The sequence below is a fragment of the Shewanella sp. DNRA4 genome, assembly GCF_012843185.1.
GTDB lineage: Bacteria > Pseudomonadota > Gammaproteobacteria > Enterobacterales > Shewanellaceae > Shewanella > Shewanella xiamenensis.
The window spans coordinates 43,176-66,227 of record NZ_JABAIP010000006.1 but is presented as its reverse complement, the minus strand read 5'-3'; the positions used below and the strand labels follow the sequence as shown (position 1 = coordinate 66,227).

Annotated in this window: 18 protein-coding genes; 14 read left to right on the top strand and 4 right to left on the bottom strand. The window is 46.9% G+C overall.

Going from position 1 to position 23,052, the window contains the following annotated elements:
• Window positions 1-2,058, bottom strand: coding sequence for a heme lyase CcmF/NrfE family subunit (locus HG547_RS08005; RefSeq protein WP_169547548.1), 2,058 nt, complete (start codon window positions 2,056-2,058; stop codon window positions 1-3).
• Window positions 2,059-2,561: 503 nt separating this feature from the next.
• Between HG547_RS08005 and sirA the strand changes: the two genes are divergently transcribed.
• From sirA to HG547_RS07940, 13 genes are all read left to right on the top strand, one after another.
• On the top strand, window positions 2,562-4,691 hold the full coding sequence (gene sirA / locus HG547_RS08000; protein WP_037413884.1) for a dissimilatory sulfite reductase SirA: 2,130 nt from the start codon (window positions 2,562-2,564) through the stop codon (window positions 4,689-4,691).
• Between the two features lie 61 nt (window positions 4,692-4,752).
• Complete coding sequence (locus HG547_RS07995) at window positions 4,753-5,193, top strand: rhodanese-like domain-containing protein (protein ID WP_037413886.1); 441 nt, start codon at window positions 4,753-4,755, stop codon at window positions 5,191-5,193.
• A gap of 93 nt (window positions 5,194-5,286) precedes the next feature.
• Window positions 5,287-6,066 carry an FKBP-type peptidyl-prolyl cis-trans isomerase gene (locus tag HG547_RS07990; protein WP_037413888.1) on the top strand — a complete coding sequence of 260 codons (780 nt, stop codon included), beginning with the start codon at window positions 5,287-5,289 and terminating at the stop codon, window positions 6,064-6,066.
• A 77-nt stretch (window positions 6,067-6,143) separates the two neighbouring features.
• On the top strand, window positions 6,144-6,818 hold the full coding sequence (locus tag HG547_RS07985; protein WP_169547547.1) for a nitrite reductase: 675 nt from the start codon (window positions 6,144-6,146) through the stop codon (window positions 6,816-6,818).
• Window positions 6,819-6,904: 86 nt separating this feature from the next.
• The gene (locus HG547_RS07980) at window positions 6,905-7,612 is read left to right on the top strand and encodes a 4Fe-4S dicluster domain-containing protein (RefSeq protein WP_037427340.1); all 708 of its coding nucleotides are present in this window, start codon (window positions 6,905-6,907) and stop codon (window positions 7,610-7,612) included.
• Window positions 7,613-7,614: 2 nt separating this feature from the next.
• Complete coding sequence (nrfD, locus tag HG547_RS07975) at window positions 7,615-8,562, top strand: NrfD/PsrC family molybdoenzyme membrane anchor subunit (RefSeq protein ID WP_037427338.1); 948 nt, start codon at window positions 7,615-7,617, stop codon at window positions 8,560-8,562.
• Between the two features lie 117 nt (window positions 8,563-8,679).
• Window positions 8,680-9,171 carry a nitrous oxide reductase accessory protein NosL gene (locus HG547_RS07970; RefSeq protein WP_037413896.1) on the top strand — a complete coding sequence of 164 codons (492 nt, stop codon included), beginning with the start codon at window positions 8,680-8,682 and terminating at the stop codon, window positions 9,169-9,171.
• Between the two features lie 10 nt (window positions 9,172-9,181).
• Window positions 9,182-10,456: a nitrous oxide reductase family maturation protein NosD gene (gene nosD / locus HG547_RS07965; protein WP_169547546.1), complete on the top strand. Its 1,275-nt coding sequence runs from the start codon at window positions 9,182-9,184 to the stop codon at window positions 10,454-10,456.
• On the top strand, window positions 10,453-11,499 hold the full coding sequence (locus HG547_RS07960; RefSeq protein WP_169547545.1) for an ABC transporter ATP-binding protein: 1,047 nt from the start codon (window positions 10,453-10,455) through the stop codon (window positions 11,497-11,499). Before nosD ends, HG547_RS07960 begins: the two co-directional genes overlap by 4 nt.
• Window positions 11,496-12,392, top strand: coding sequence for an ABC transporter permease subunit (locus HG547_RS07955; protein ID WP_169547544.1), 897 nt, complete (start codon window positions 11,496-11,498; stop codon window positions 12,390-12,392). The genes HG547_RS07960 and HG547_RS07955 overlap by 4 nt, the downstream gene beginning before the upstream one ends.
• 214 nt (window positions 12,393-12,606) lie before the next feature.
• The gene (locus HG547_RS07950) at window positions 12,607-13,890 is read left to right on the top strand and encodes a helix-turn-helix domain-containing protein (protein WP_037413903.1); all 1,284 of its coding nucleotides are present in this window, start codon (window positions 12,607-12,609) and stop codon (window positions 13,888-13,890) included.
• Window positions 13,891-14,110: 220 nt separating this feature from the next.
• Window positions 14,111-16,237 (top strand): M13 family metallopeptidase, encoded by a 2,127-nt coding sequence (locus tag HG547_RS07945; RefSeq protein WP_169547543.1) that lies wholly within the window; start codon window positions 14,111-14,113, stop codon window positions 16,235-16,237.
• Between the two features lie 145 nt (window positions 16,238-16,382).
• Window positions 16,383-17,012: a flavin reductase family protein gene (locus HG547_RS07940; RefSeq protein ID WP_169547542.1), complete on the top strand. Its 630-nt coding sequence runs from the start codon at window positions 16,383-16,385 to the stop codon at window positions 17,010-17,012.
• Between the two features lie 519 nt (window positions 17,013-17,531).
• On the opposite strand, the gene HG547_RS07935 is transcribed toward HG547_RS07940, so the two are convergent.
• A complete protein-coding gene (locus tag HG547_RS07935; RefSeq protein ID WP_169547541.1) occupies window positions 17,532-19,289 on the bottom strand; it encodes a P-loop NTPase fold protein in 1,758 nt (585 codons plus the stop codon).
• Window positions 19,290-19,967: 678 nt separating this feature from the next.
• Between HG547_RS07935 and HG547_RS07930 the strand changes: the two genes are divergently transcribed.
• Window positions 19,968-20,555, top strand: a complete 588-nt coding sequence (locus tag HG547_RS07930; RefSeq protein WP_248278721.1) for a DUF3313 domain-containing protein — start codon at window positions 19,968-19,970, stop codon at window positions 20,553-20,555.
• 138 nt (window positions 20,556-20,693) lie between these two features.
• On the opposite strand, the gene fre is transcribed toward HG547_RS07930, so the two are convergent.
• Complete coding sequence (gene fre, locus HG547_RS07925) at window positions 20,694-21,392, bottom strand: NAD(P)H-flavin reductase (protein WP_169547540.1); 699 nt, start codon at window positions 21,390-21,392, stop codon at window positions 20,694-20,696.
• Window positions 21,393-21,493: 101 nt separating this feature from the next.
• On the bottom strand, window positions 21,494-22,975 hold the full coding sequence (ubiD, locus tag HG547_RS07920) for a 4-hydroxy-3-polyprenylbenzoate decarboxylase (RefSeq protein WP_055648675.1): 1,482 nt from the start codon (window positions 22,973-22,975) through the stop codon (window positions 21,494-21,496).
• Window positions 22,976-23,052 lie beyond the last annotated feature (77 nt).

Sequence of the window (23,052 nt, the reverse complement as noted above, 5' to 3'; positions counted from 1 at the left end):
TTATAGTCTCCCTAGCTGAGGGGTACCTGCTGCCCTCAGTGCTTCTGTGTGTTCGACATGGCGAACTTGTCTGACGGGCCACGCAGCGATTGCTCCTGCGAGCATCATCAACATGGCGCCTAGCCAAATCCAAGTTGCCAATGGTTTATAGCTAATGCGGATCAGGTACTCAGTGTTGCTCAGTTGCAGTCCCATTGAGACGTAAATATCGCGCCAAAAACCGTGGTCGATGCCCGCGTGGGACATCTCCATACCATTGCTTTTAAAGGTTTGTCTTTGTGGTTGGATATAGCCCAGTACTCGATCGTCCTGCTTGGCATCGCGTACACTGATATTGGCCTGAATAGCAGTAAAACTTTGGCTCTCAACTTGCTCGGTACTCTCATACACCAGCACATAATCCGCTAACGGTTTACCTTGGCCTGGCCCCATTCGTAGCAGGGCTTCCTGTTCGAAAAAAGACACCGATGTTGCGCCGATAATCGTCACTACAACCCCGAAGTGTCCGAGCATCATGGCGACCCTTGCGCGCTTTGATGCTGACGGCTGGATTGGTCGTGCTGTGGGTAAGCGTTCTGGAGCGCCGCGTGGTGGCTTGAGTATCATCTTTAGACTCAAACCAAGGCATAACAATAAAAATAACGCGCTGGCACTGCCAAGGACGAGGAATAATGCGCCATCGCCTTTCGTTTGATAACCCAGCACTGCTGCAATAATGGCAATGGCTACAGTGGGGACGGCCAATACCTTGAGTGGTTTGTGGGTGGATTGTCCCCAATTGAGTAGCGGGGCGAGGCCCATTAAGACGACAGCGATAAAGGTCAATGGGACAAAAATCGCATTAAAATAAGGTGCGCCCACCGACAAAGTACCTAGGTTTAACAGCTCATATATCAGGGGGTAAAAGGTGCCAAGTAGTACGGAAAAAGCCGCGACTACCAGCACGATCACCCCAAGCAGTAAAAAGGTCTCTTTGCTTAATAGCGCATGGGTGACTTCTCGTCTCAGTGCGGGGGCTTTTATCGCAAAAATAAATAGGGCCGCACCAACAAAAAGCACTAATAAACATAGGATTGACATACCTCTGGTTGGGTCAGCAGCAAAGGCATGTACTGATTGCACGATACCGGAACGCACCAAAAAGCTGCCTAACAAACTGAGGGAGAATGCTAATAAACATAAAAACAGTGTGGTAATGGTAAAGCCCTGTGTTTTTCGGGTGAGCACTAAAGAATGCACCAGCGCGGTCGCGACCAGCCAAGGAATAAATGACGCGTTTTCAACGGGATCCCAAAACCACCAACCGCCCCAGCCCAGTTCGTTATAAGCCCACCAAGAACCAAAGGCATTGCCCCCTGTGAGGAAAATCCACGCCAATAGCACCCAAGGGCGCATGTATTCGAGGTGGCGAGTCGGTAACTTTCCTCCCAGTAACGATGTCAGTGCTGCGGCAAAGCAAACCGTTAGCCCGACATAACCCAAAAACAGCATAGGTGGATGCAGTATTAAGCCTATGTCCTGCAATATGGGGTTAAGGTCGCGCCCTTCGACTGGAATATTCGGTAGCAAGCGGGCAAAGGGATTGGAGGTAAAGAGTAAAAACAAATTAAAGCCGAGGATCACTAAGGCCAAAATAGCGAGGACTCTGCCAAAGTAAGCCTTATCAGCCTGTAAACTGGCACTATCGAGATTAACCTTATTTGTTGCTTGGCGCCAATTGATCACTGCGCCCCACAGGGCAATGGCGAATACCCAAAATAACATTGAGCCTTCATGGCTGCCCCACACGGCCGCAATTTTATAGCCCACAGCGAGTTGACTATTAGAATGGTTGGCAACATAGGCGACTGAAAAATCATCGCTAATAAAGCTAAATATTAAGCTACACAGTGCGGCAAATAAGGTAATAAATAGTGCGTAAAATAATTTATTGCCAAAGTGGATTAGGTAGAAATTATTCCGGTAACTACCAATTAAATGATTCGTCGCCGACAATAATGCAAAAACAGTACTCATGATTAGCAATATGTGCCCTATTTCTGGAATCATATTTATCATTGATATTTCCTGCATGGCATTAGTTATCGATTTACATTAATACTGAAATTAATGAGAGGTTATTTTTTTAGCGGTTAATCGGTACAGACTTATTTGTTTTTATCTAGGTAAGTTAGATGTGAAGTCTTTACCCATTCCACGATTGGCTTGCAGGGTAACTGAGTTTTAACGGAAGGAATGTGATCTGTCTCGGTATTAAAATTGTCATATTTGGCTTTGGTTCTTTTTGAAAAATCAAAGCTGTTTTTAGGTTTTTTTAGATGTAAAAAAACAGATTTAAAATCTAAAAAATCACTAATAAAATTTTATCAAATTTATGATTTATATGTATTTTTTGATTTTTATCTCTATTGATTTCTGAATCAAAATTTAATGTGCTCTAGCGCAGATTTTTTGCTTTTTCTCTCATTCATTATGCCGTCACTGGTCAATTGTTTATGTCGTTCAGTGAACAGTTAGGTTCAGTGGAAAATATAAAACTAATGATAAATTAGGAGTGAATGATGAAGCGATGGAAAACCAAAACAGCCTTAGGCGTGCTGTTTTGTTTAGGTTCTGCCGTAAGCGCTACCACAATCGCATCCGATGCTAAATCGGATGGTAAAGTGGTCCCTGGTGTGGGTAATAAACAACAAACTCACTATACTCAAGATATCTTGGCTAACCCCAATTTAAATGAAAATTTAATGGAGAAATCCCGTGGTGTTAAAACACTGCAGGATTATATTGTTCAAGAGCAAGAATTGTTTGATTTTCTATTTGAAAATCACCCAGTTTTTAAATATGACGCAGAAGGTCGTTTAAAAGGCACTTATAAAGTCAGTGACCGTGGTGAAGAATATTTACACGGTGGTGACAGTGTTGCTTACAGTAAACACAGTAAAGAAGTGAACTCAACCGATGGCACCGCTGTACGTTATAGCTCTTATAACGATGGTCAGCGTCCAAAAGCACTGCAATACCGTTTAGGGGCAAAATCGATTTTAGATTTCCCTAACAAGTTTGTGGGCCCAGAAAAATGCGGTGAGTGTCATGGCCCGCAATACGAAAAATGGAGACGTTCACGTCACTCTAAGACGATTCGCTTCCCTGGCGAACATCCAGAAGTCGATAACGACCTGAAAAAAACCATGTATACCACCAAAGATACCACGATTCTGCCATCGGGTATTACGCCAGACGCTATCTACGCGACTGTGGGTACGCCACGGACTAAATATGGTTTTATCGACGCCTACCTAGTGCGCGGTACTTACCATGTGAAAGACGGTCTGTTGAAAGATGGCACTGGTACTATGGTCGCTGGTGGTAACCAATTCTCCCGCGGTTGGGCTGAGTGGTTAACTCCTGAAATGGCTGCAAAAATTAACAAAGCTATTCCAAGTTTCCCCGTCAAAATGGAAGATTTTGGTACCAGCGGTTCACACCAATGGGGCATGAGCTCATACGGTGCTAAGTATGAGAAGGAATTCCTATTCCAACCTGCTAGCTCCTATTGCGAAATGTGCCATAGCTTCAAGTTTGACTTCCAAACGAAAGATGAATTCTTTGCTGCTTTAGGTAACCCGAAAGAGCTGCAAAAACACACGATTTCTAAAGGGATTACCTGTGAAGAGTGTCATGGCGCAGGCGGCCACTTAGACGGCGGTATTGGTGGCGGTATGCCATCTAACTGTGAACGTTGTCACCAACGCTTCAACTTTGTTGAAGAGTTAGCTGAAACGCCACAGGGTAAAGAGAAGCTGGAATATGCCTTCAACGTGAAGATGAAATCTTCTTGCCCATCTTGTGGTACTGAAGGTTCACAAATGTTTGCCTCTGCTCACTATGACAAAGGTATGCGTTGTTCAACCTGTCACGATCCTCACGAAGTGACCGATGGTGATTGGAAGTCAGGCATTACTAAACCAAAAATCATCAAAGAGTGTACTGAGTGTCATACGGCTCAAGCCGAGATTGCTAAGAACACCAACACCCACAGCAACCAAACTTGTCAAAGCTGTCACATGCCAAACATGGGAAGCTGTGAAAACTTCACTGCGATCCAATTCCCAGATATGGCGGGCTTCGACAACGTTCGTAAGTCACACATGTGGAAGATTGATGTCGATCCACTGCGTAAGACCCTTAACCCACCAGAAGGTAAGTCTCGCGATGCGACGACCAAAGGTTGGACTGTGGCGAAAGATGAAAACGGCTACAACTACCTCGACTTGATGTGGACCTGTGCTCGTACTTCGGCTTCAGACCACGATGTAGTGGAAAACAAAGGTTGTCACAGCCAGTTCCAATCTGAACTTGAAGTGGGTCTGCACTTTGAAGACCAGATGGAAATCTACGGCGAAGTTCAAAAGTGGCAAAAACCAGTTAAAGAAACTTTTGCCCAAGTAGAACAAGCCCTTGCCCGTATCGACAAGCTGTTAGAAGTCACCAAGCTGTCGGTAGAAGACAAGACGCAAGTGCTGATGTTGACCGACAAAGCCCAAGATGTTGTTCGCCTGATCAAGGCTGACGGCTCATGGGGTGCGCACGGCCCAACTTACTCACTGAAACGTCTCGATGCAGCCTTAACCTATGTCACTCAAGCCCAAGCCATTATCGATGGTAAAGGTCTGAGCGCACAGAAAATCTAGTTCGACTCGAGTCTAACTTGTCCCCGGCACATCCGTGCCGGGGAATATACGAGGCCAAATAATGAATAACGTGATCCGACAAAGCCTGATAGGCGGCTTAATGGCACTGAGCTTGGGTGGCATCAGCCTTCCAGCCATTGCAGGGGGCGGTTCTGATATTTCTGAAGCACCCTATAACGAAATTCAGTTGAATCCTATTTCCATGCGGGAAGCAGAGACCTTAGTCGGTAAGCAAGGGGTTTATTTTTTCGACGTAAACACGCTGGAAATCTGGGCGGAAGGTTTTATCCCCGGGGCGGTTTTTTTCAATGTTCAAAATTGGAGAGAGTTACTTCCAAAGAATAAAGATGCGGTGATGGTGTTCTATTGCGCTAACCGCCTTTGTACCGCCAGCAACATGGCTGCACGGGAAACCATGAAGCTAGGTTACACCGGTGTACGCCATATGGCCGATGGCATTTTCGGTTGGCGCATGTCTGGAAGAGCAACAGAAAAACCCTAGTAATCAAATAAATATATTAATCGGTTATGGGCAATGTCCATACGTTTTCGGCTAACGCACCAAGCCCCAGGGCTAAATTGTAGAGAACATAAAATGAAAACATCTATGCCAACGTCTTTTATCCCAAAAACCATCACAGTGGCGACCTGCGCTGCACTGTTTGTGTCTATGGCGAGCTTTGCCGCCCCAAGCCTTAAAACCGATGCAGATAAAGCGTCTTACAGTATCGGTGCCTCTGTCGGTAACTACATTTCTGGCCAGGTTTATAACCAAGTGGAACTGGGCGCAGAAGTGAATGTGGACTTAGTGGTTCAAGGTTTTGTGGACGCGCTGAAAAAACAACAGCAATTAACCGATGAAGAAGTGGTGACGTATCTCAATCAACGCGCCGAAGAATTAAATCAAGTGAGAAAAGCCAACGCTGAAAAATTAGCTGCTGAAAATACCAAGGCGGGTGAAGCCTTTCTTGCTGAAAACAAAAAGAAAGCTGGCGTGATTGTGACTGAATCTGGCCTGCAATATGAAGTGTTAACCCAAGGTACCGGTAACAAACCTAATCCTGAGGACGTGGTCACCGTTGAATACGTTGGCAAGCTTATCGATGGTACTGAATTTGAAAATACCGTTGGCCGCAAAGACCCTACGCGTTTTGCCTTAATGACGGTAATCCCTGGTTGGGAAGAAGGCTTAAAACTGATGCCTATGGGCTCTAAATACCGCTTTGTTATCCCAGCAAACTTAGCCTATGGCAATGAATTTGTGGGTGAAATTCCACCGCAATCTACCTTGATCTTTGAAATCGAACTGAAAAATATCGAAAAGCCAAGTGAGAAAAAAGAAGCCCGCATGATGGGCATGATGCCTGCTCACTAAGAGCAAACATCGGGGACTGAGCGTTCGGTTTTGTTCGCTCAGTCATAAGCTTGGAGCGGCAAGCAAAGAGGTTAGGTATGGCAAGTTTAGGGTTCACCATCGCACTCCTATTAAGCGGATTTGTTGCTTGGATATTTTGGCAACACGCACGCTTAAATCAACAGCAAACCGTTGCGGGGCTGCCTTTAGTCTCCCCTGGGTTGCCAGTGCTGTGCAGTGGTGTATTGCTTGCCATGACGCTCGCTATCTACAGCCAAACGGGGCGTTATCAGGATTGGGATAAGGGCATAGTCAATGAACATATTGACTACTTAGTGGCAGCCGACATTACCAAAGCCGTTCGCCTAGTTGACGATCAACCACAAAACCCGCTGGCATTGATGTCACTTGCCCAGGCCTATAGCGCGGGTGGTTTATATAGCGATGCGGTGCAGACCTGGGACAAGTTGCTTGCGTTGGTGGGAGAGGATGCCGAGGTGCTCGGTGCTAAAGCGAATGCACTCTATTACCGCGATGGTCGCCAAATGACGCCGCAAACCCAAGCGCTGATTGCACAGATCTTGGCGTTTGCGCCCTTTGAGCCGCAGACCCGCATGTTACAGGCCACCGATGCGTATCTTCATGGGCGTTACCAAGAGGCGATAGACCATTGGCAGGCACTACTGTCACAGCCAACGGCAGAGATTAATCGTGAGGCCATTTTAAACGCCATTGGCAAGGCTCAAAGCAAATTGAATGAAAGTGGATATTAATCAAGTCGCTAGCCATTTTCAGGCATGTAGGAACGATAACGATATAAATAAAAACGTCGGTATAAAACCGATAGATGGAGGATGTTGTGAGTGAAAATATAGAGAGACGGAGGTTCCTTAAAAGCGCTGGCATGTGCTCTTTGATGTTAACACCTTTAGCGGGTTGTTCGGTCAAAGAAGATGCTGACAGCGCCCATAAGTCCCATTACGTCATGGTCTTTGACCAAAATAAATGTGTCGGTTGTGGTGATTGTAAAACCGCCTGTAACCAAGCAAACAACTTACCCGCGGGTGTTTCTCGGGTGATCCTTGAGCAGCAAAGTGGTCGTGTTGAAGGTCAAGCCTGCCCTCATTGCGGCAAGATGAGTTGCGACTGTGAGCGTAAGTTTGTGCGGGTTTCCTGCCAGCAGTGTAAAAACGCCCCCTGTGTCACGGTTTGTCCAACGGGCGCGGCGCACCGCGACGCGAAAACGGGCATCGTGACTATGGATGCGAGCAAATGTGCGGGTTGTAAGTACTGTATTGGTGCTTGCCCTTACAACGCTCGTTACATCAACAAAGAGACGGATGTGGCGGATAACTGTGACTTCTGTTTGCATAGCAAGCTGTCTAAGGGCGAGCTACCGGCATGCGTGCAGAGCTGTAAGTACGACGCGCTGATCTTTGGTGATGCCAATGATCCTCAGTCCTATGTGAGTAAGTTATTGGCGGTAAAAGACTCAGTGCGGATTAAACCGCAGTTTGGTACTGAGCCGAGCTTACGTTACATACCAATCGTCAAACTGGGAGTGTAAATATGGATACCAGTATGGAATTTACCCTCGGCTTATCCCAAGGCGTTGCTTGGCCTTGGCCGATTGCAGTGTATTTATTTTTTGCGGGGATTTCGGGCGGGGCGTTAACCATTGCGCTGGCGCTGCGTTTTTACCTAGGCCAGGTTGAAAATACCGCCTTCTTAAAAGCCGCGACTTTGCTGTCCTTTGTAACCATTAGCTTAGGGATGTTATGTCTGGTACTCGACTTGACTAACCCCTTATTCTTCTGGCGAATTTTGGTGTTTTATAACTTAAATTCTGTGATGTCGATTGGTGTTATTGCGCTGTCGGTGTATATCCCGTTAGTGGCAGTGGTGGCACTTTTAGCCCTCGAAAAAGAGCTGATGGCCATCCCACAATTGAAGTTTTTAGCGCCGATTATTGCCAAGTTAAAAGGCTTTAGACGCCCAATGGAAGCGCTCGTTTTAATACTGGCGTTATCAGTGTGTGCTTACACAGGCTTCTTGATTTCTGCGCTGATCCGCTTCCCGCTGATCAACACCTCGGTACTCCCTGCGCTGTTTATTGCCTCGGGTCTATCCGCGGGTGGCGCTTCAGCCAAAATGCTGGCGGTGTGGTTATTTAAAGAGCCCTTGCACAGCGGCGAAATGAAGATTCTGCACGGCGCTGAGTGGCCGATTATGTTCGCCGAAGCCATGTTTATTTTTATGATCGCGACAGCACTATTAACGGGTAATGCCGGTGGTCAATTTGCTTTTGCCGCCTTCCATGAAGGTGTGTGGGCAAGCGTATTTTGGATTGGTGTTGTGGGTATCGGCTTTGCCGCGCCACTGCTACTGAACTTTGCGACGGGTAAACATTTTAGCCATTCGGCCAAAGCGTTTTATATGTCGGGAATGTGTGCGGTAGTAGGGATGATGTGTCTACGACTCTTTATCCTGTTAGCGGGCCAAAACTACGCGATTTAACGATGTACTAAGGCCTCGGCCTTTGATGAACCATTTTTTTATCAACCCTCGTCGCAAGAGGTCTGTCCCTGCAAGGTGCCTTGGCGAGGCGTTGATATTTTTCAAAGGATTAACAGCATGAAAAAGTTCTTTGGGTTGTTACTACTCGCTCCTTTGTTATTAGGCTGCAATAAGAGCGAAGCGACCGATCACCAACACAAAGCCGAGATGATCCACGAGCATGATCGTTGCCACCTATGCGGTATGGTGATCACTAAATACCCTGGACCAAAGGGTCAAGTACACCTTAAGGCCGAGAAGATGGTGCCTAAGTTTTGCTCTAGCCGCGATATGTTTAACTTTGCCTTACAGCCTGAAAATAAAAGACAAATTGCTTACATGATGGTGCATGACGCCGCGACAACCGATTGGGAACAGCCTGACGATGGCGCCTTTATCGATGCCGCCAGCGCATTTTATGTTTATGGCACCAGTAAAAAAGCCGTGATGGGGCCAGCAGTCGCACCTTTTAGCACTAAAGCCGCCGCCGAAGCCTTTGCAAAGGAATACGGTGGACGCGTATTAACCTTTGAAGATATCACTCTCGAATTACTCGCTGGCGATAAGTAGGCGATTGATCATGCTGCGTTTATTGCTCCTCTGTTGGCTCTGCACCTTATCCTTTATCGGTGTGACGCAGGAGTTAAGGGTTAAAGATACTACCTCTTTAACCCAAGCATTGGCGCAGGCGCAGGACGGTGACACACTCGTACTTGATACCGCAGTGTATGAAGGTAATTTCAGTGTCACCCGCTCCATTCATATTAAGGCCGAAGCGGGCGCGACCCTCGATGCCCTACGCCAAGGCAGCGCCCTCACCATTACTGCACCCAAAGTGATTGTCGAAGGACTCAATATCCGCCATTGGGGGCGGGATCTTTATTACCATGATGCAGGCATTTTATTGCAGCCAGGGGCAGACGAGGTGCTTATTAAGGGCAATCGGCTGGTGGGGGATGGCTTTGGGATTTATGGTGAGCAACTTGCTGCGCCCCGTATTCTTGAAAATAGCATCAGTGGCAATGGCGCTATCTATGTATTAGACCGAGGCGATGGGATTTTCCTTAAGCATGTGACCGCGCCCGATGTGCAACAAAATCATGTTATCTTTGTCCGTGATGGGGTATATCTCGAGTCGGTGACGGACAGCAAAATTCTCCATAATCAATTCACTAAGCTTCAATACGGCATCCACTACATGTATACCCGAGGTGATGAAGCCTCAAACAATCAAGCGATTAGCGTCGACGGCGGCTACGCATTGATGAATTCACAACAAATCTACCTGCACCATAATCGCGTCAGCCAAGCGCGGGACTTTGGCATTCTGCTCAATATCACCAACGACTCTCATATTCAGGCGAATATCGCCACAGACGTGAAGCATCCCCAAGGTTCGGTAGAACTCGGTAACGAAGGCAAGGGCATTTTTATCTACGCCGCGCAGAATAATCGCATTCAAGATAATGAATTTAGTCACAGTGATACTGGGATCAGCATGGCGATGGGCGGCGAAGCAAACCGCCTTTGGCATAATCGTATTTTAGCCAATCAGACCCAAGTTAAGTACGTCGGTGAAGTGCAGCTGGAGTGGAGTTATCAGGGGCAGGGCAATTATTGGTCTGAATACCGCGGCTGGGATGCTAATGGCGACGGAGTGGGGGATGTTACCCACAGACCTAACGACAATTTAGACAAGCTATTTTGGCTCTATCCCGAGGCGAAACTACTGATGGAAAGCCCAGTGGTATTGCTGCTGCGTTGGGTAGAGCGGCAGTTTCAGCCAACGAGTGTCAGCGGTGTGAGTGATAGTTTCCCCTTAATGCGACTGACCACAGAGGGAGATGGAATATGAGCCATTTTACCAACAACGCCATCAATCCACAGGCGCTGACATTAATGACAAAGCAAGCTGCCGCCCAAGGGCAAGTGGCTGTTAAGGCCGTGGGATTGAGTAAGCGATATGCCGAATTTGAAGCGGTAAAAGATCTTAATTTTGAGGTGTGTACAGGCCAAACCTTAGCGCTGCTTGGCCATAATGGTGCCGGTAAATCTACCCTGATAAAAATGATTTTAGGCTTGGTATCCCCAAGCGCGGGCCAGTTATTTGTGCAGGGGCAAGAGGTACAAGCCAAACGGGTGAATGCGAATTTATCTTTAGGCTATTTGCCTGAAAATGTTAGCTTTTATGACAATATGACGGCGCATGAACTCTTAAGCTACTTTGCCAAGCTTAAGGGCGTTGCACCTGTGCGAGTTAACCTTTTACTGGAAGAGTTTGGTCTGATGGCGGCTAAGGATAAACGGCTGCGCACCTTTTCCAAGGGGATGCGCCAACGTTTAGGCTTAGCGCAGGCGGTGCTTGCTGATCCTAAAGTGTTGCTGCTGGATGAACCGACTGTCGGGCTCGACCCTCTGGCATCGGCCTTTTTGTATCAAAAAATGGCGCAACTTAAGGCCCAAGGCTGCGCGATCATTATCAGTACCCACGAGTTAGGTTTAGTGCAAGATCAAATGGATAGCGCGCTGATTTTAGGCCAAGGCCAGATGCTTGCCTCAGGGAATTTGCTCAGTCTTAGGGCTGCAACCTCGCTACCCAGCCTGATTGAATTGCATCACTTTACGCCGCTGCAATATCAGCAGTTGCTAAGCCAAGCGTTGTTCGCCTCACTGTTAGAACCCTCAGCCTCAGACCGAGTGTGCTTAAGGGTGCCTGATGCGCTAAAAGCCAAGGTGATACAGCAATTACACTCCCTGAATATCCATGAGTTTTCTATTGTGCCGCCGAGTTTACAGGATATTTTTCATTGTTATATGGCGAATCTTCACCCCCAGAGCGCGTCCAGTTGCAACACCTTTGCGGGTACAGAAAACCTTAATTCGGAGTTAGTGGCATGAGCCAAATCTGTCAGTTAGAAAAGCAGCAAGGCTTGTCGAGTTTTCGTCCTCCTATGGCGCTGACATTGATTCAAGCCGTTGCGGTAAAAGAATTTAAAGACAATCTGCGTAACCGTTGGTTATGGCTTATGGCGGGTATGTTATTGATTCTTTCGCTGTGTGTGAGTTTTATGGGCAGCGCAGTATCGGGCAGTTTAGTGGTATTTGAGAGCGCGCAAATTTTTTCTGGTTTAGTCACGCTCGCGGTGTTTATTTTACCTTTGGGTGCCATTTTACTTAGCTACGATAGCTTTGTTGGTGAGCGGGAATCGGGCACCTTGCTGTTGTTGCTGACTTACCCCTTGGCTCGTTGGCATTTGGTTTGTGGCAAATTACTCGGCCACGCCTATGTGATGGCCACTGCCTGTTTATTGGGATTTGGCTTAACGGCCTTGTTGCTGCTTGTCCTTGGAGCCGAACACGCACGGCTGGCCTTAGTGATTGGCTTTATTCATCTGATGGGTAGCGGAATTTTATTGTCCTTAGTGTTTGTACTCTTAGGTTACTGCGTGAGCCTATGTGTGCGGGAAAAAGCCAAAGCCTTAGGTGTATTACTGCTGCTCTGGTTTGTGTTGGTGTTGGTCTACGATTTGGTACTATTAACAGCCCTCGTCAGTATGGCTGAAGTACTCAATCGTCAACTATTTAACCTATTGATTTTAATCAATCCTACCGATCTTTTCCGGGCTTTAAACTTACTCGCAAACCCTGCCGATACCTTATCGGCAAAGAGTACTCTCGCCCTAATTTCCCAAACGGGTATAGGCTTGCCCTTAATGTATGGTGTATTTGTGGGCTGGTTGACTGTTTTGCTACTGGTTTGTTGCGTTATTTTTAATCGCCAAGAAGTTTAGATACCCCTGCATTAGTTTAAATTTACGCTTAAAAAACAATAGGTAAACTGAGTGTAGAGTCACAGTATTTTATGTTGTTAAAAGGTAAAATAAGCCATCTTGATTTGGTAGCCACAAGTCACGGTTGCTCTCGGGTGAAACTGAGTTTCACTGTGTTTGCCCGTTGTTAGCGCAATCATAGTCTATTGTTTTGGCTTAGTTTTGGGCGCTTAACATGCATAAAATTACTTCATACCTCATGCTAGATGAACAGGCCAAGCTGCTTGTTGACCATGTTCATGGAACCGAGATCGGCCTGACTTTTTCAGAAGCCGCTGTACTCGTGTTGCTGCTGTCATCGCCGAATGCCATTTTTACCAAGGAAGAATTGCTGCAAGTAGGCTGGCCAGATCGCGTGGTCGCACCAACCTCTTTGACCCAATGCATCAGCACATTACGTAAAAAATTAGAGCCTTATACCGAGGTACAGCTCAAAACTGTGGCGCGCCGCGGTTATCAATTGCACGTCTCAGAACAGTCCCATGTAAAAATGTTGGCGATTAACGATGCCGATGCTATCCGCGATGCGATTGTGGGTGTCTCTGCTTGGACTAAGGTTGCTGGTATCGTCATGCTGGGGATGATCCTCACCTTGATCTGGTACTGGAGCGATCACCATGCTGTGGTGAAGCATGTCGCGAAATGGAATGCCGATAAATATATCAGCCTGAATATTGGTGGCACCTTAGGTACGGCGCAGGTGTTGTATATCGATGATGAAGAGCATTTACACCCCTCATGGTGGCAAAAACATTTAGCCCCAGAAGGCAATCATATCGATGGCTTACCTTATTTCAGTGCCTTTGCGTCAACGGATGGTAAAAACTATTCGATGGCAATATGCCCTGCGTTAGATGCCAAGGATTGTACTGGCAAAGGCATCATCAATATCACTTCGATTGATGCTAAACCCGCTGGCCTGAGTATGGCGGAATTTATTCCACTTAGTAAAAAGATGGAAGAGCGGATCCGCTACAACCGCGTAGTCTTACCCGTTGATGATAAAGGGGTTGGGGAGCTACTGGAGCATAACTACCATGCGGATATTTATTTTCCGGTGGCTGGTGAGTTATTGGTTCGCACGGATCTCAGCATGTCGCTGGTGTACGAGGGGCAAAGTCGAGGCAAGTTTTACTCCACCTCATGCATTACCGATCAGGACTGTTTAACCACACCGATTAAGTACACCATTCGGGGCGATTTTGAGCAATATCAAACCCAGATAGGTGATCTCAATGTGGATGTTTTTCATGTCAAAGTATCACAAAAAGAGCTGACCAAACCCGATGAGGTGAGCCACTCGGCCATGCAGTTTTACCGCGCGATTCGTAAGCACGATATTCGCGATGAAGATCTGTTCTATTATCGGGTTTATCAAAATAAGGACACAGCCGTTTGGATAGTCCCGCAAATGGGGCAACTGCTGGCGTGGACTCAGTACACCCAAGTCAAACTCTAACTTCGCATGTTATTAAAACAGCCGATAGTCATCGGCTGTTTTGTTTTGGGCTCGCCGCTCAAAAGCGTGTATTAAAGACTTTGCATTAACTTTCTATCATAAAGTGTGAGTTTCTTTTACATCCCACCATATCGCCAGTTACACTGCCAGACCATGCTAGCAAGCATCTAGATTAGCCAAAATACCAAAAATACAAGAATAACAACGGAAGGAGTCTCTTATGTCGGACCGCCTGATCCCCGCCTTATTACTGTCAACAACAGTACTGACGGGATTAACTGCCTGTGGTGATAACACCAATCAAACCGTCGCCAGCGATAATACAGCAAAAGTACAAACCAGTGCAGCGCCCGCCGCCAGCCAACCCGCCATGCCGATTGGCATTAACCTCGCGGCCATGTCGCTCAAGGTGAAACCCGGTGATGACTTTTATACCTACGCCAATGGCGAATGGATGAAAACCACTGAGATCCCCGCCGATCGCTCAAGCACGGGCGCCTTTTTAGTGGCTTTCCAAGAGACGGAAAAGCATAAAACCAGCCTGATCGCCGACTTAGTCAAGGCCGAACACGCCGCTGGCAGCGATGATGCGCGCATTGCCGATTTCTACAAGGCGTACACTAACACCGCAGCAATCGATGCGGCGGGCATAAAGCCAATGGAAGCCGATTTAGCCCGTTATCAAGCCATTACGGATAAACACACCTTATCGGCGGCGCTTGGTGCTAACCTGCGCGCCGATGTGGACCCGCTCAATGCCACCGACTTTTTCACCGAAAACCTCTTCGGTATTTTCGTCACCCAAGGTCTGGCGACTCCGGGTGAAGTATTACCTTATTTTCTCCAAGGCGGTTTAGGTTTACCCGAGCGCGAATACTATCTGTCGGACGATCCTAAAATGGTCGAGATCCGCACCGCTTACCGCGCTTATATCGAGACCCTGCTGACCGATGCGGGTATTAGCGATGCTGCTAGCCGTGCAGATCGTATTTTTGCCCTAGAACACAAGATCGCTAGCGCCCACGCCAGCCGTGAAGACAGTGAAGATTTCACTAAGGCATCGGGTGTGTGGAGCCGCGCCGACTTTGACGCTAAAGCCCCTGGCATCGACTGGACAGCATTTTTAGATGCCGCACAGCTTGGCAAGCAAGACAGATTTGCCGCTTACCATGCCAGTGCTATTACTGGCCTGTCGGCGCTGGTGGCCTCTGAGCCGTTGGATGCGTGGAAAGACTGGCTGGTGTTCCACCATATCAACAGCCACGCCGATGTATTGCCATCGGCTATCGATAACGCTTCCTTTGCCTTTAATGGCACTAAGCTGTCGGGCACGCCAGAGCAGCGCAGCCGTGATAAACGCGCCTTGAGCGCCTTGGATCAATACCTTGGAGATGCCGTGGGCCGCGCCTACGCCGAGCATTATTTCCCGGTCTCGGCCAAGGCCGAAGTTAGCACTATGGTGGATAACATCGTCAGTGCCTTTGGTAAGCGGGTCGAAAAACTCGAGTGGATGGACCCTACAACCAAGAAGGAAGCTTTAGCTAAGGTCGCGACCATCGCCGTTGGCGTGGGTTACCCCGATAAGTGGCGCAATTACGATGCCTATGCCGTATCGCCAACCAATGCCTATGCCAATGCTATCAATGGTGAAAAGGTGGAATATGCCCATCAACTCGCCAAAATCGGCAAACCAATGGACAAGGGCGAGTGGTGGATGACACCGCAAGTGGTTAACGCGGTTAACCTGCCAGTGCAAAACGCGCTTAACTTCCCAGCGGGGATTTTGCAGCCACCATTCTTCGATGCTAAGGCCGATGCCGCCTATAACTATGGTGCGATTGGCGCTGTGATTGGCCATGAGATCAGCCATAGCTTCGATAACAATGGTGCGGCGTTCGACTCGACTGGCGCTATGCGTAATTGGTGGACACCGGCGGACTTTGCCCAATTTGCTAAACAGGGTGAGGCACTGGCGAAACAGTTTGATGCCTATGCGCCATTCCCAGATCTGCATGTAAACGGCAAGCTGACCTTAGGTGAAAACATTGCCGACGTGGCGGGCTTAGCGGCAGCGCTCGATGCCTACCATGCCTCGCTTAACGGTAAACCTGCACCGGTTATCGATGGCTTTACCGGCGACCAACGCTTCTTTATCGGCTTCGCGCAAACTTGGGCAACCAAGATGCGTGACGAAGCCCTGCGTGCCCGCGTGGCGACCGATGGTCATGCCCCTGGCATGTACCGCGCGCTGACCGTGCGTAACTTAGACGCTTGGTACACCGCATTCGATGTGAAGCCCGGCGATAAGCTGTACTTAGCGCCAGAGGATCGTGTGAAGATCTGGTAAGTTCATCGTCTTAACCAACATCAACTAAGGGGAACATATTGTTCCCCTTATACTTTGCGCTATTCAGCTATTAGAATATTTAGCGGTTCGCCGAAGTCCTGTAAGATGATGCTTTAGTATTTACATTGTGATTAAGGGATGAGGCATGAGTGTAGAAAACCGCTATTTTTACGAGCCGAGTAAGGGACATGGGTTATCGCACGATCCCTTAAATGCCATTATTGCCCCTAGGCCCATAGGTTGGATCTCCTCCCGCAATGCACAGGGACAACGCAATCTTGCGCCCTATAGTTTTTTCAATTGTTTCAACTACAAACCACCTATCATCGGCTTTGCCAGCACGGGCTGGAAGGACAGTGTTGCTAATATCGTCGACACTGGCGAATTTGTCTGGAATCTCACTACCCGCAGCCTTGCCGAGAAAATGAATCAAACTTCCGCCATGTTACCCCGTGGGGAGGACGAGTTTGCCTTTGCCGGACTTACCCCAAAGGCTGGCACTATCGTTCAAGCCGAGCTGGTGGCCGAAAGCCCAGTGAACTTTGAATGTAAGCTTTCTCAATGTATTCAATTAACTGCTGCCAATGGCGACAAGATTGATACTTGGCTAGTCTTAGGAGAAGTGGTTGCCGTACATATCGCCAAGCATTTACTCGATAGTGAAGGGGTGTATCAAACCGCCCTCGCCGAACCCGTGCTGCGCGCCGGCGGCCCATCGGCCTATTATGGGATTTCGGAAGCGTTACGGTTTGATTTACATAGACCACAGGTGTAGGTGGTGGTACTCAAACTTCGTTTGAGTTTTTAAAGCTAAATCAACGTCGTGGGGCTTCACCCCCCTGATTTTTTATAATGAATCGACCAAGGAGGGATCAACAGCAATTCCCTCTTGCCCCTTCGTTAACAAGAGTCCTCGCCGAACAACGTCCATGTTTAACTGCCAGTTCGCCGTCCATGGCTCTCGTTCGTATAGCTGCGTTGCAGCACTCACCCTAGCGAAGTTACATGCATTGACTCTTTATTTATAAAGCAGGGGGCTTCGTGCTTATTCGAAAATAGCTAACGCTTCCGATGGGTCCGCTTTACATCCCTGTAAAGCACTCCAGTTCGGCAGTCCCTGCCTCTCGCTCATAAGCTCGAAAATCACTGATTTTCATTCGCCCCTTCCCCGAAAGCTACGCAGACTTCCTGTCTGCGTTACGCGATTTTCTTCAACGCCCTTCAGCAACTTCGCAGGGGAGGTGAACTTCTGTAACCTTGGTGTATTGTTCATTCCCAAAGGATTATGCAAATCCTATTTTATTTCTGTTAGATCCTCTTGCCCCATCCAATCCAGAGGGGATGCCAACTCGACAAAGTCTTTATATTCATCCATATCGATATTTTCAAACTGATTTCTAATATATAAAAACTTAGCCCACAAGAGTCCAGATGTTTGGAGTAGGCTAATACCTTGAGTGTGAGGTTTTTGATATTCTTCGATAAGAGCCTTGCAAAGTTTCTGTAAAGGAGAGTCTTCTCTTTCTAGACGCCGGGTCATGCCACCTATAAGAAGAAAATCTGAAAGATATGTGGTTGAAGAGCCAAAGTGAGAAGAGAAAATTTCATTCAGATATTCAAGTAAGTTAAAACAATATGTGTCTGAGCGATAAGGTATGCTTGTTTGCCGAAAATATGGACCGTATGTGAATTGACTATCCTCATATTGTTGTGGGTCGAAGTTCATTTCAATAAGGCGGTTATGGGAACTTTTTGGTATATAACTTTCCATCCACTCCGATAAATAGATGATTTTAGTACTATCACCTTTCTGGATAACTCGTTCAAATTTACCATTTACGATTTCTTCAAAAAGTTTATTGTCCTTTTCTTTAATACAAAGCAAAGTCGTCAACATCAATATATCGAGCTTGGAACCTCTGGGCATGTTTGATATGGTCGCCAGTATTCTATCTGTGATTTGAATTGCTGTGCGCGGAGAGGCATTAAAGGCCTCAAGAACAATTGATATATTTTTAAGTGTTATTTTAGCATCACTATTAGGAGGGAATATTTCAATGTTGACTCTCTTTAAATAATCCTCTGAAAGCTTGTTGGCATCGCTGTGTACGTCTAAAAAATTTTCTAAATTAGGTGACTTGAGGCTATAACGACTATTGAAGAAGCGCCCGAGGTAAATTTTAGCGTCAAAACCCTCGCCGTATACCGCTTTAACGGCATGCTGCAACTGCTCTGTGTCAGTTGCAATCACAAATACAACCCCATCAATATCAAAAATATGTTTAATGGTTTCTAGCATTTCAACAGCATAGCTAGGCCTACAACGGTCTAGTTCATCAATAAAAATGAAAGCGGGATAGCTATTTTGTTTATGGCCTACAACAGCTCCAACCCATTCAGATACACTTTTTTTAAGGCTATCAATCGCTTTGGATTTTGCATCATGTTCATCAATTAGATACTTAACCGCTTCTGAAGCGGCAAAGCTCATATCAATAGGGTTGCCATTTTTATCTAATAGATCTTGGCCATCTTCCCCCTTGATGTGACCAATATTTTCATTGTCGTCATCTGCATTCATAATTTCGACAGGATCTATGCCTACATATCGCTTAAATAATCCTCGACCAATACCAGGGGCCGCTGCCTTTAATAAGCCGATCAACGTACGAGGAGCTTTGAATACTGGAGAATTTTTATCTTTTCCTGCTTGCTTTCTTAATTGGTCAATGATGGATGAAATAACTGTCATTAAAGGGTCATCTGAGTAGTCCTTTTTCCATGCATCTACATATACGACAGGATAATGCTCTTTTAGGTCTTCGGACCAGCGCTTGAGAAAGTAAGTTTTGCCTGCTCCCCACTCAGCATTGAGATTAAGCACATAATTCCGTTTTTTGTCATCATCAGTTCTCTGGTCATCATAACCTTGAGATGCTAGCAGTTTAGTTAGAAAAGTAGCGTACTTTTCTCTTCCTAGCTTATCTTCTGGAAAGAATTCATCATCAATAATTTTTCCTTGAGACCAATCCAAGATAACTTGCTTAACCATTTAATTATCCGAACGTTATTATTTAATAAGTTCGGAGTTTATGACTATTTATAACAGGCTGCAAAATATATTTTTGACAGTTGATTGATACATCTTTGATGTTAAATTTCGCGCATATATTAAAATGGTTTCGTCCAAAGAAAGATCGGACTGGCACAACTCTTTTGAGATTTAGAGCCAATGCCGAGATCACAAAAGTTCACCATCCCCTCTAAAGGCCGCAGGTACTGGTCCTGCTGTATTTCAAACAAACCTACTGCAAAAAAACGGTATATCTGCAATCTTTTTTAGTGAAATGTTGTATTGGGTGTTTTTTCATATGAAAGATGTTGTGTTAGCGCTATGGCACATACCTAGTTTACAGATAAATGCTTGCGCGACTTTCTAATCGCTAAAATCTACGTTATTACTATTCTATCAGTAAGATAAAGTGCTGAACCCGTTTGATAAAGTGAGTTCTGTTGTCACTGTTTGAGTCGTCGTTACGGGCTGCCTTGTCGTGTCCACTGTGGAAGGCTGTTGGTTGGAATATTACTTAGGAGAAGGCCTGCTTATCGCGGTGTTCATCCTGAAAACAAATTATTAATCAGTGCAGGAGCAAATATGAACAAAGTGGTGATGATTGCTATGGCGACGGTCTTACTGGGGATGGGAGGGTGCTCGGTAAAGGAAAGGGCTATGAGTGGGTTTCAGGTGGTGCCCTTTGATGCGTTCAAAACGAGCGAAAGCAATCCCAATCAGCGTATTTATAAGGAGCAGGGCGTTGACCTGCGCCAGTACAATCAAGTGTTGCTCGATCCATTACAATTTATTCGTCAAGAGAATGGCCAGTGGTATCTATTAACGGCCAATGAGCAGAATGAGATTGGTCGTTATTACCATGCTAAGTTCCAAAATGAGTTGATGAAAAATGGGGTCAAGGTTGCTACCGCGCCAGGGCCTGGAGTTATCAGAGTTCAGGCGGCGGTGACAAATTTCGATTTAACTCGACCAGAGCTTAAATTACGCGATCTATTACCCGCGAAGATTGCCATTGATGTGACTAAAGAGGTGATTGGTAAAGAGCCTTACTTGCTGAAGGTCGGCAGCATGTCGCAATTGCTCGACTCGCAAAGCGGTAAGTTACTAGTTCGAGTATTAGATGCTCGCGAGAGTGATGATACCATCCAAAAAGATTCTCCTATTACAGCAAGCGAACTGGAAAAGATGATTGATAAGTGGAGTGCAGGTCGCGCTAAACAGTTAGCTGATAATTTGGGAAAATAAGCACAAAAATCTGTTTGAGGTTGGCTAAAATACTTAGCCTTTACGCATCCGGTTATAAAAACAAAACCCCAGTTTTCACTGGGGTTTATTGTTTGAGCTTAGGTTGGCAAAGGTTATCCTGCCAAGCTAATCAATGCGTTATTTGATAAACGCGAAGGCATCGCCGTAGAGATGGGCTTCTTCAACACCCATTTCGCGGAAGATTTCGCGGGCGGCACCGACCATATCGAAACGTCCTGCGATATAGATGTCATAGCCATTGAGGCTAATAAAATCCTGTCTGATTTGCGCGAGCAGATTAGCGGTTTTACCCTGCCAGTTAGCTGGAGCCTCTTCTACTACAGGCACAAAGTGTAACCAAGGGTGAGCGTCGTGCCATTGGCGGGCGATGGTCTCAAAATACATGGCATCTTGGGTGCGGCAACCCCAATATAAGGTTGTTTCGACCTGTTGGCCGAGGGCGATTTGTTGCTCGACAATACTCTTTATGTAAGAGAAGCCTGTGCCACCGGCGATCAATAAACGTGGGCGCAGGCTGTCGTGGCGTAGGTGAGCGTTGCCACCTGGCGCTTCGATGTCGATATGCGTGCTATTACGCAATCTTTCAACCACTTGCATTGGATAACTTTCGCTGACGGCCGCACCAATATGAAGCTCAATCACTTCGGCATTAGGGGCGGACGCGATAGAGAAGGGACGTTTATCTTTTTCACCCATCACAACACACAGGTATTGTCCCGCTTGAAACTCCAAGGGGGCATCAGGCTTTAACCACACCTGATATACGGCGTCGTTAAAGGGGGTTACTTTCTCTATCTTACAACGTATGGTTTTCATCAAACTTCCTTTGCACCTTTTTATTTTGTTAGAGGTGTCGCATTAGGGCCATTCGCGGCCAATTCTCTTGGCTTAAGTGGGTACGTCGTGCTTAAGCTGAATTATAGGGTTGGGCTGTCGTCTATGCCTAACTCATCCCAGATTGAGTCGATCTTTTGCTTAACCTTAGGGTCCATCACAATCGGCGTGCCCCATTCGCGGGTGGTTTCGCCTTCCCACTTATTGGTGGCATCGAGGCCCATTTTGGAGCCGAGGCCTGCAACGGGAGAGGCAAAGTCGAGGTAATCGATAGGGGTATTATCGATCATCACGGTGTCGCGTTTCGGGTCCATACGGGTGGTAATGGCCCAAATCACATCGTTCCAGTCGCGGCAATTCACATCGTCATCGACCACCACAATAAACTTGGTGTACATAAATTGGCGCAGGAAGGACCAAGCGCCCATCATCACCCGTTTAGCGTGGCCGGGGTATTGTTTGCGAATCGAGATCACTGCCATCCGGTAAGAACAACCTTCAGGAGGCAGATAAAAATCAATAATTTCAGGATATTGCTTACGCAAAATCGGCACAAACACTTCGTTGAGTGCCACGCCTAACATGGCGGGTTCATCCGGTGGACGGCCAGTGTAGGTGCTGTGGTAAATCGGATCTTTACGGTGAGTAATATGGGTCACAGTAAAGACGGGGAATTTATCCGTCTCGTTGTAGTAACCCGTGTGGTCGCCGTAGGGGCCTTCTTCGGCCATTTCGTCAGGATCGATATAGCCTTCAAGGATAATCTCGCTGCTGGCGGGTACTTCTAAATCACAGCTTAAGGCTTTGCAGACTTCGGTGCGTTCACCGCGCAGCAATCCCGCAAAGGCGTATTCGCTCATCGCATCAGGTACTGGGGTGACTGCGCCTAAAATAGTCACAGGATCTGAGCCTAAGGCTACAACTACAGGGTAACGCTCACCGGGGAATTGCTCTTTAAAATCAGCAAAATCAAGTGCGCCACCACGGTGGGATAGCCAGCGCATAATGAGTTTATTCTTGCCGAGCAATTGTTGACGGTAAATCCCAAGGTTTTGGCGATTCTTACGCGGGCCTTTAGTAATGGTTAAGCCCCAAGTGACCAGTGGCGCGACATCGCCCGGCCAACAATGCTGAATCGGCAGCTGAGTTAAATCGACTTCATCACCGGTTTTAACCACTTGCTGACAGGCTGGATTACGCACTGTCTTGGGTGGCATATTCAAGGCTTGCTTGAACATAGGGATTTTTGCAATTGCGTCTTTAAAGCCGCGTGGTGGCTCGGGTTCTTTTAAAAACGCTAATAGCTCACCGACTTCGCGCAGCGCTAACGGGTCGTCTTTACCCAGCGCCATGGCGACACGTTTTGGAGTACCAAAGAGGTTGGCCAGCACTGGCATGGAATGATTAGTTGGATTTTCGAACAGAAGTGCAGGGCCTTTGGCACGCAGAACGCGATCGGCGATCTCTGTCATTTCTAAATGAGGATCAACGGGGTAGCTAATGCGTTTGAGTTCGCCATTGGCTTCCAGATGATCGATAAAGCTGCGTAAATCCTTAAAACTCATGTGGAAATAGCCTCTGCAGTGGAAATCCGTGTGGCGCGCACTATAGCATTTTTCTGTTTTAGGGTTAACCTATTCAG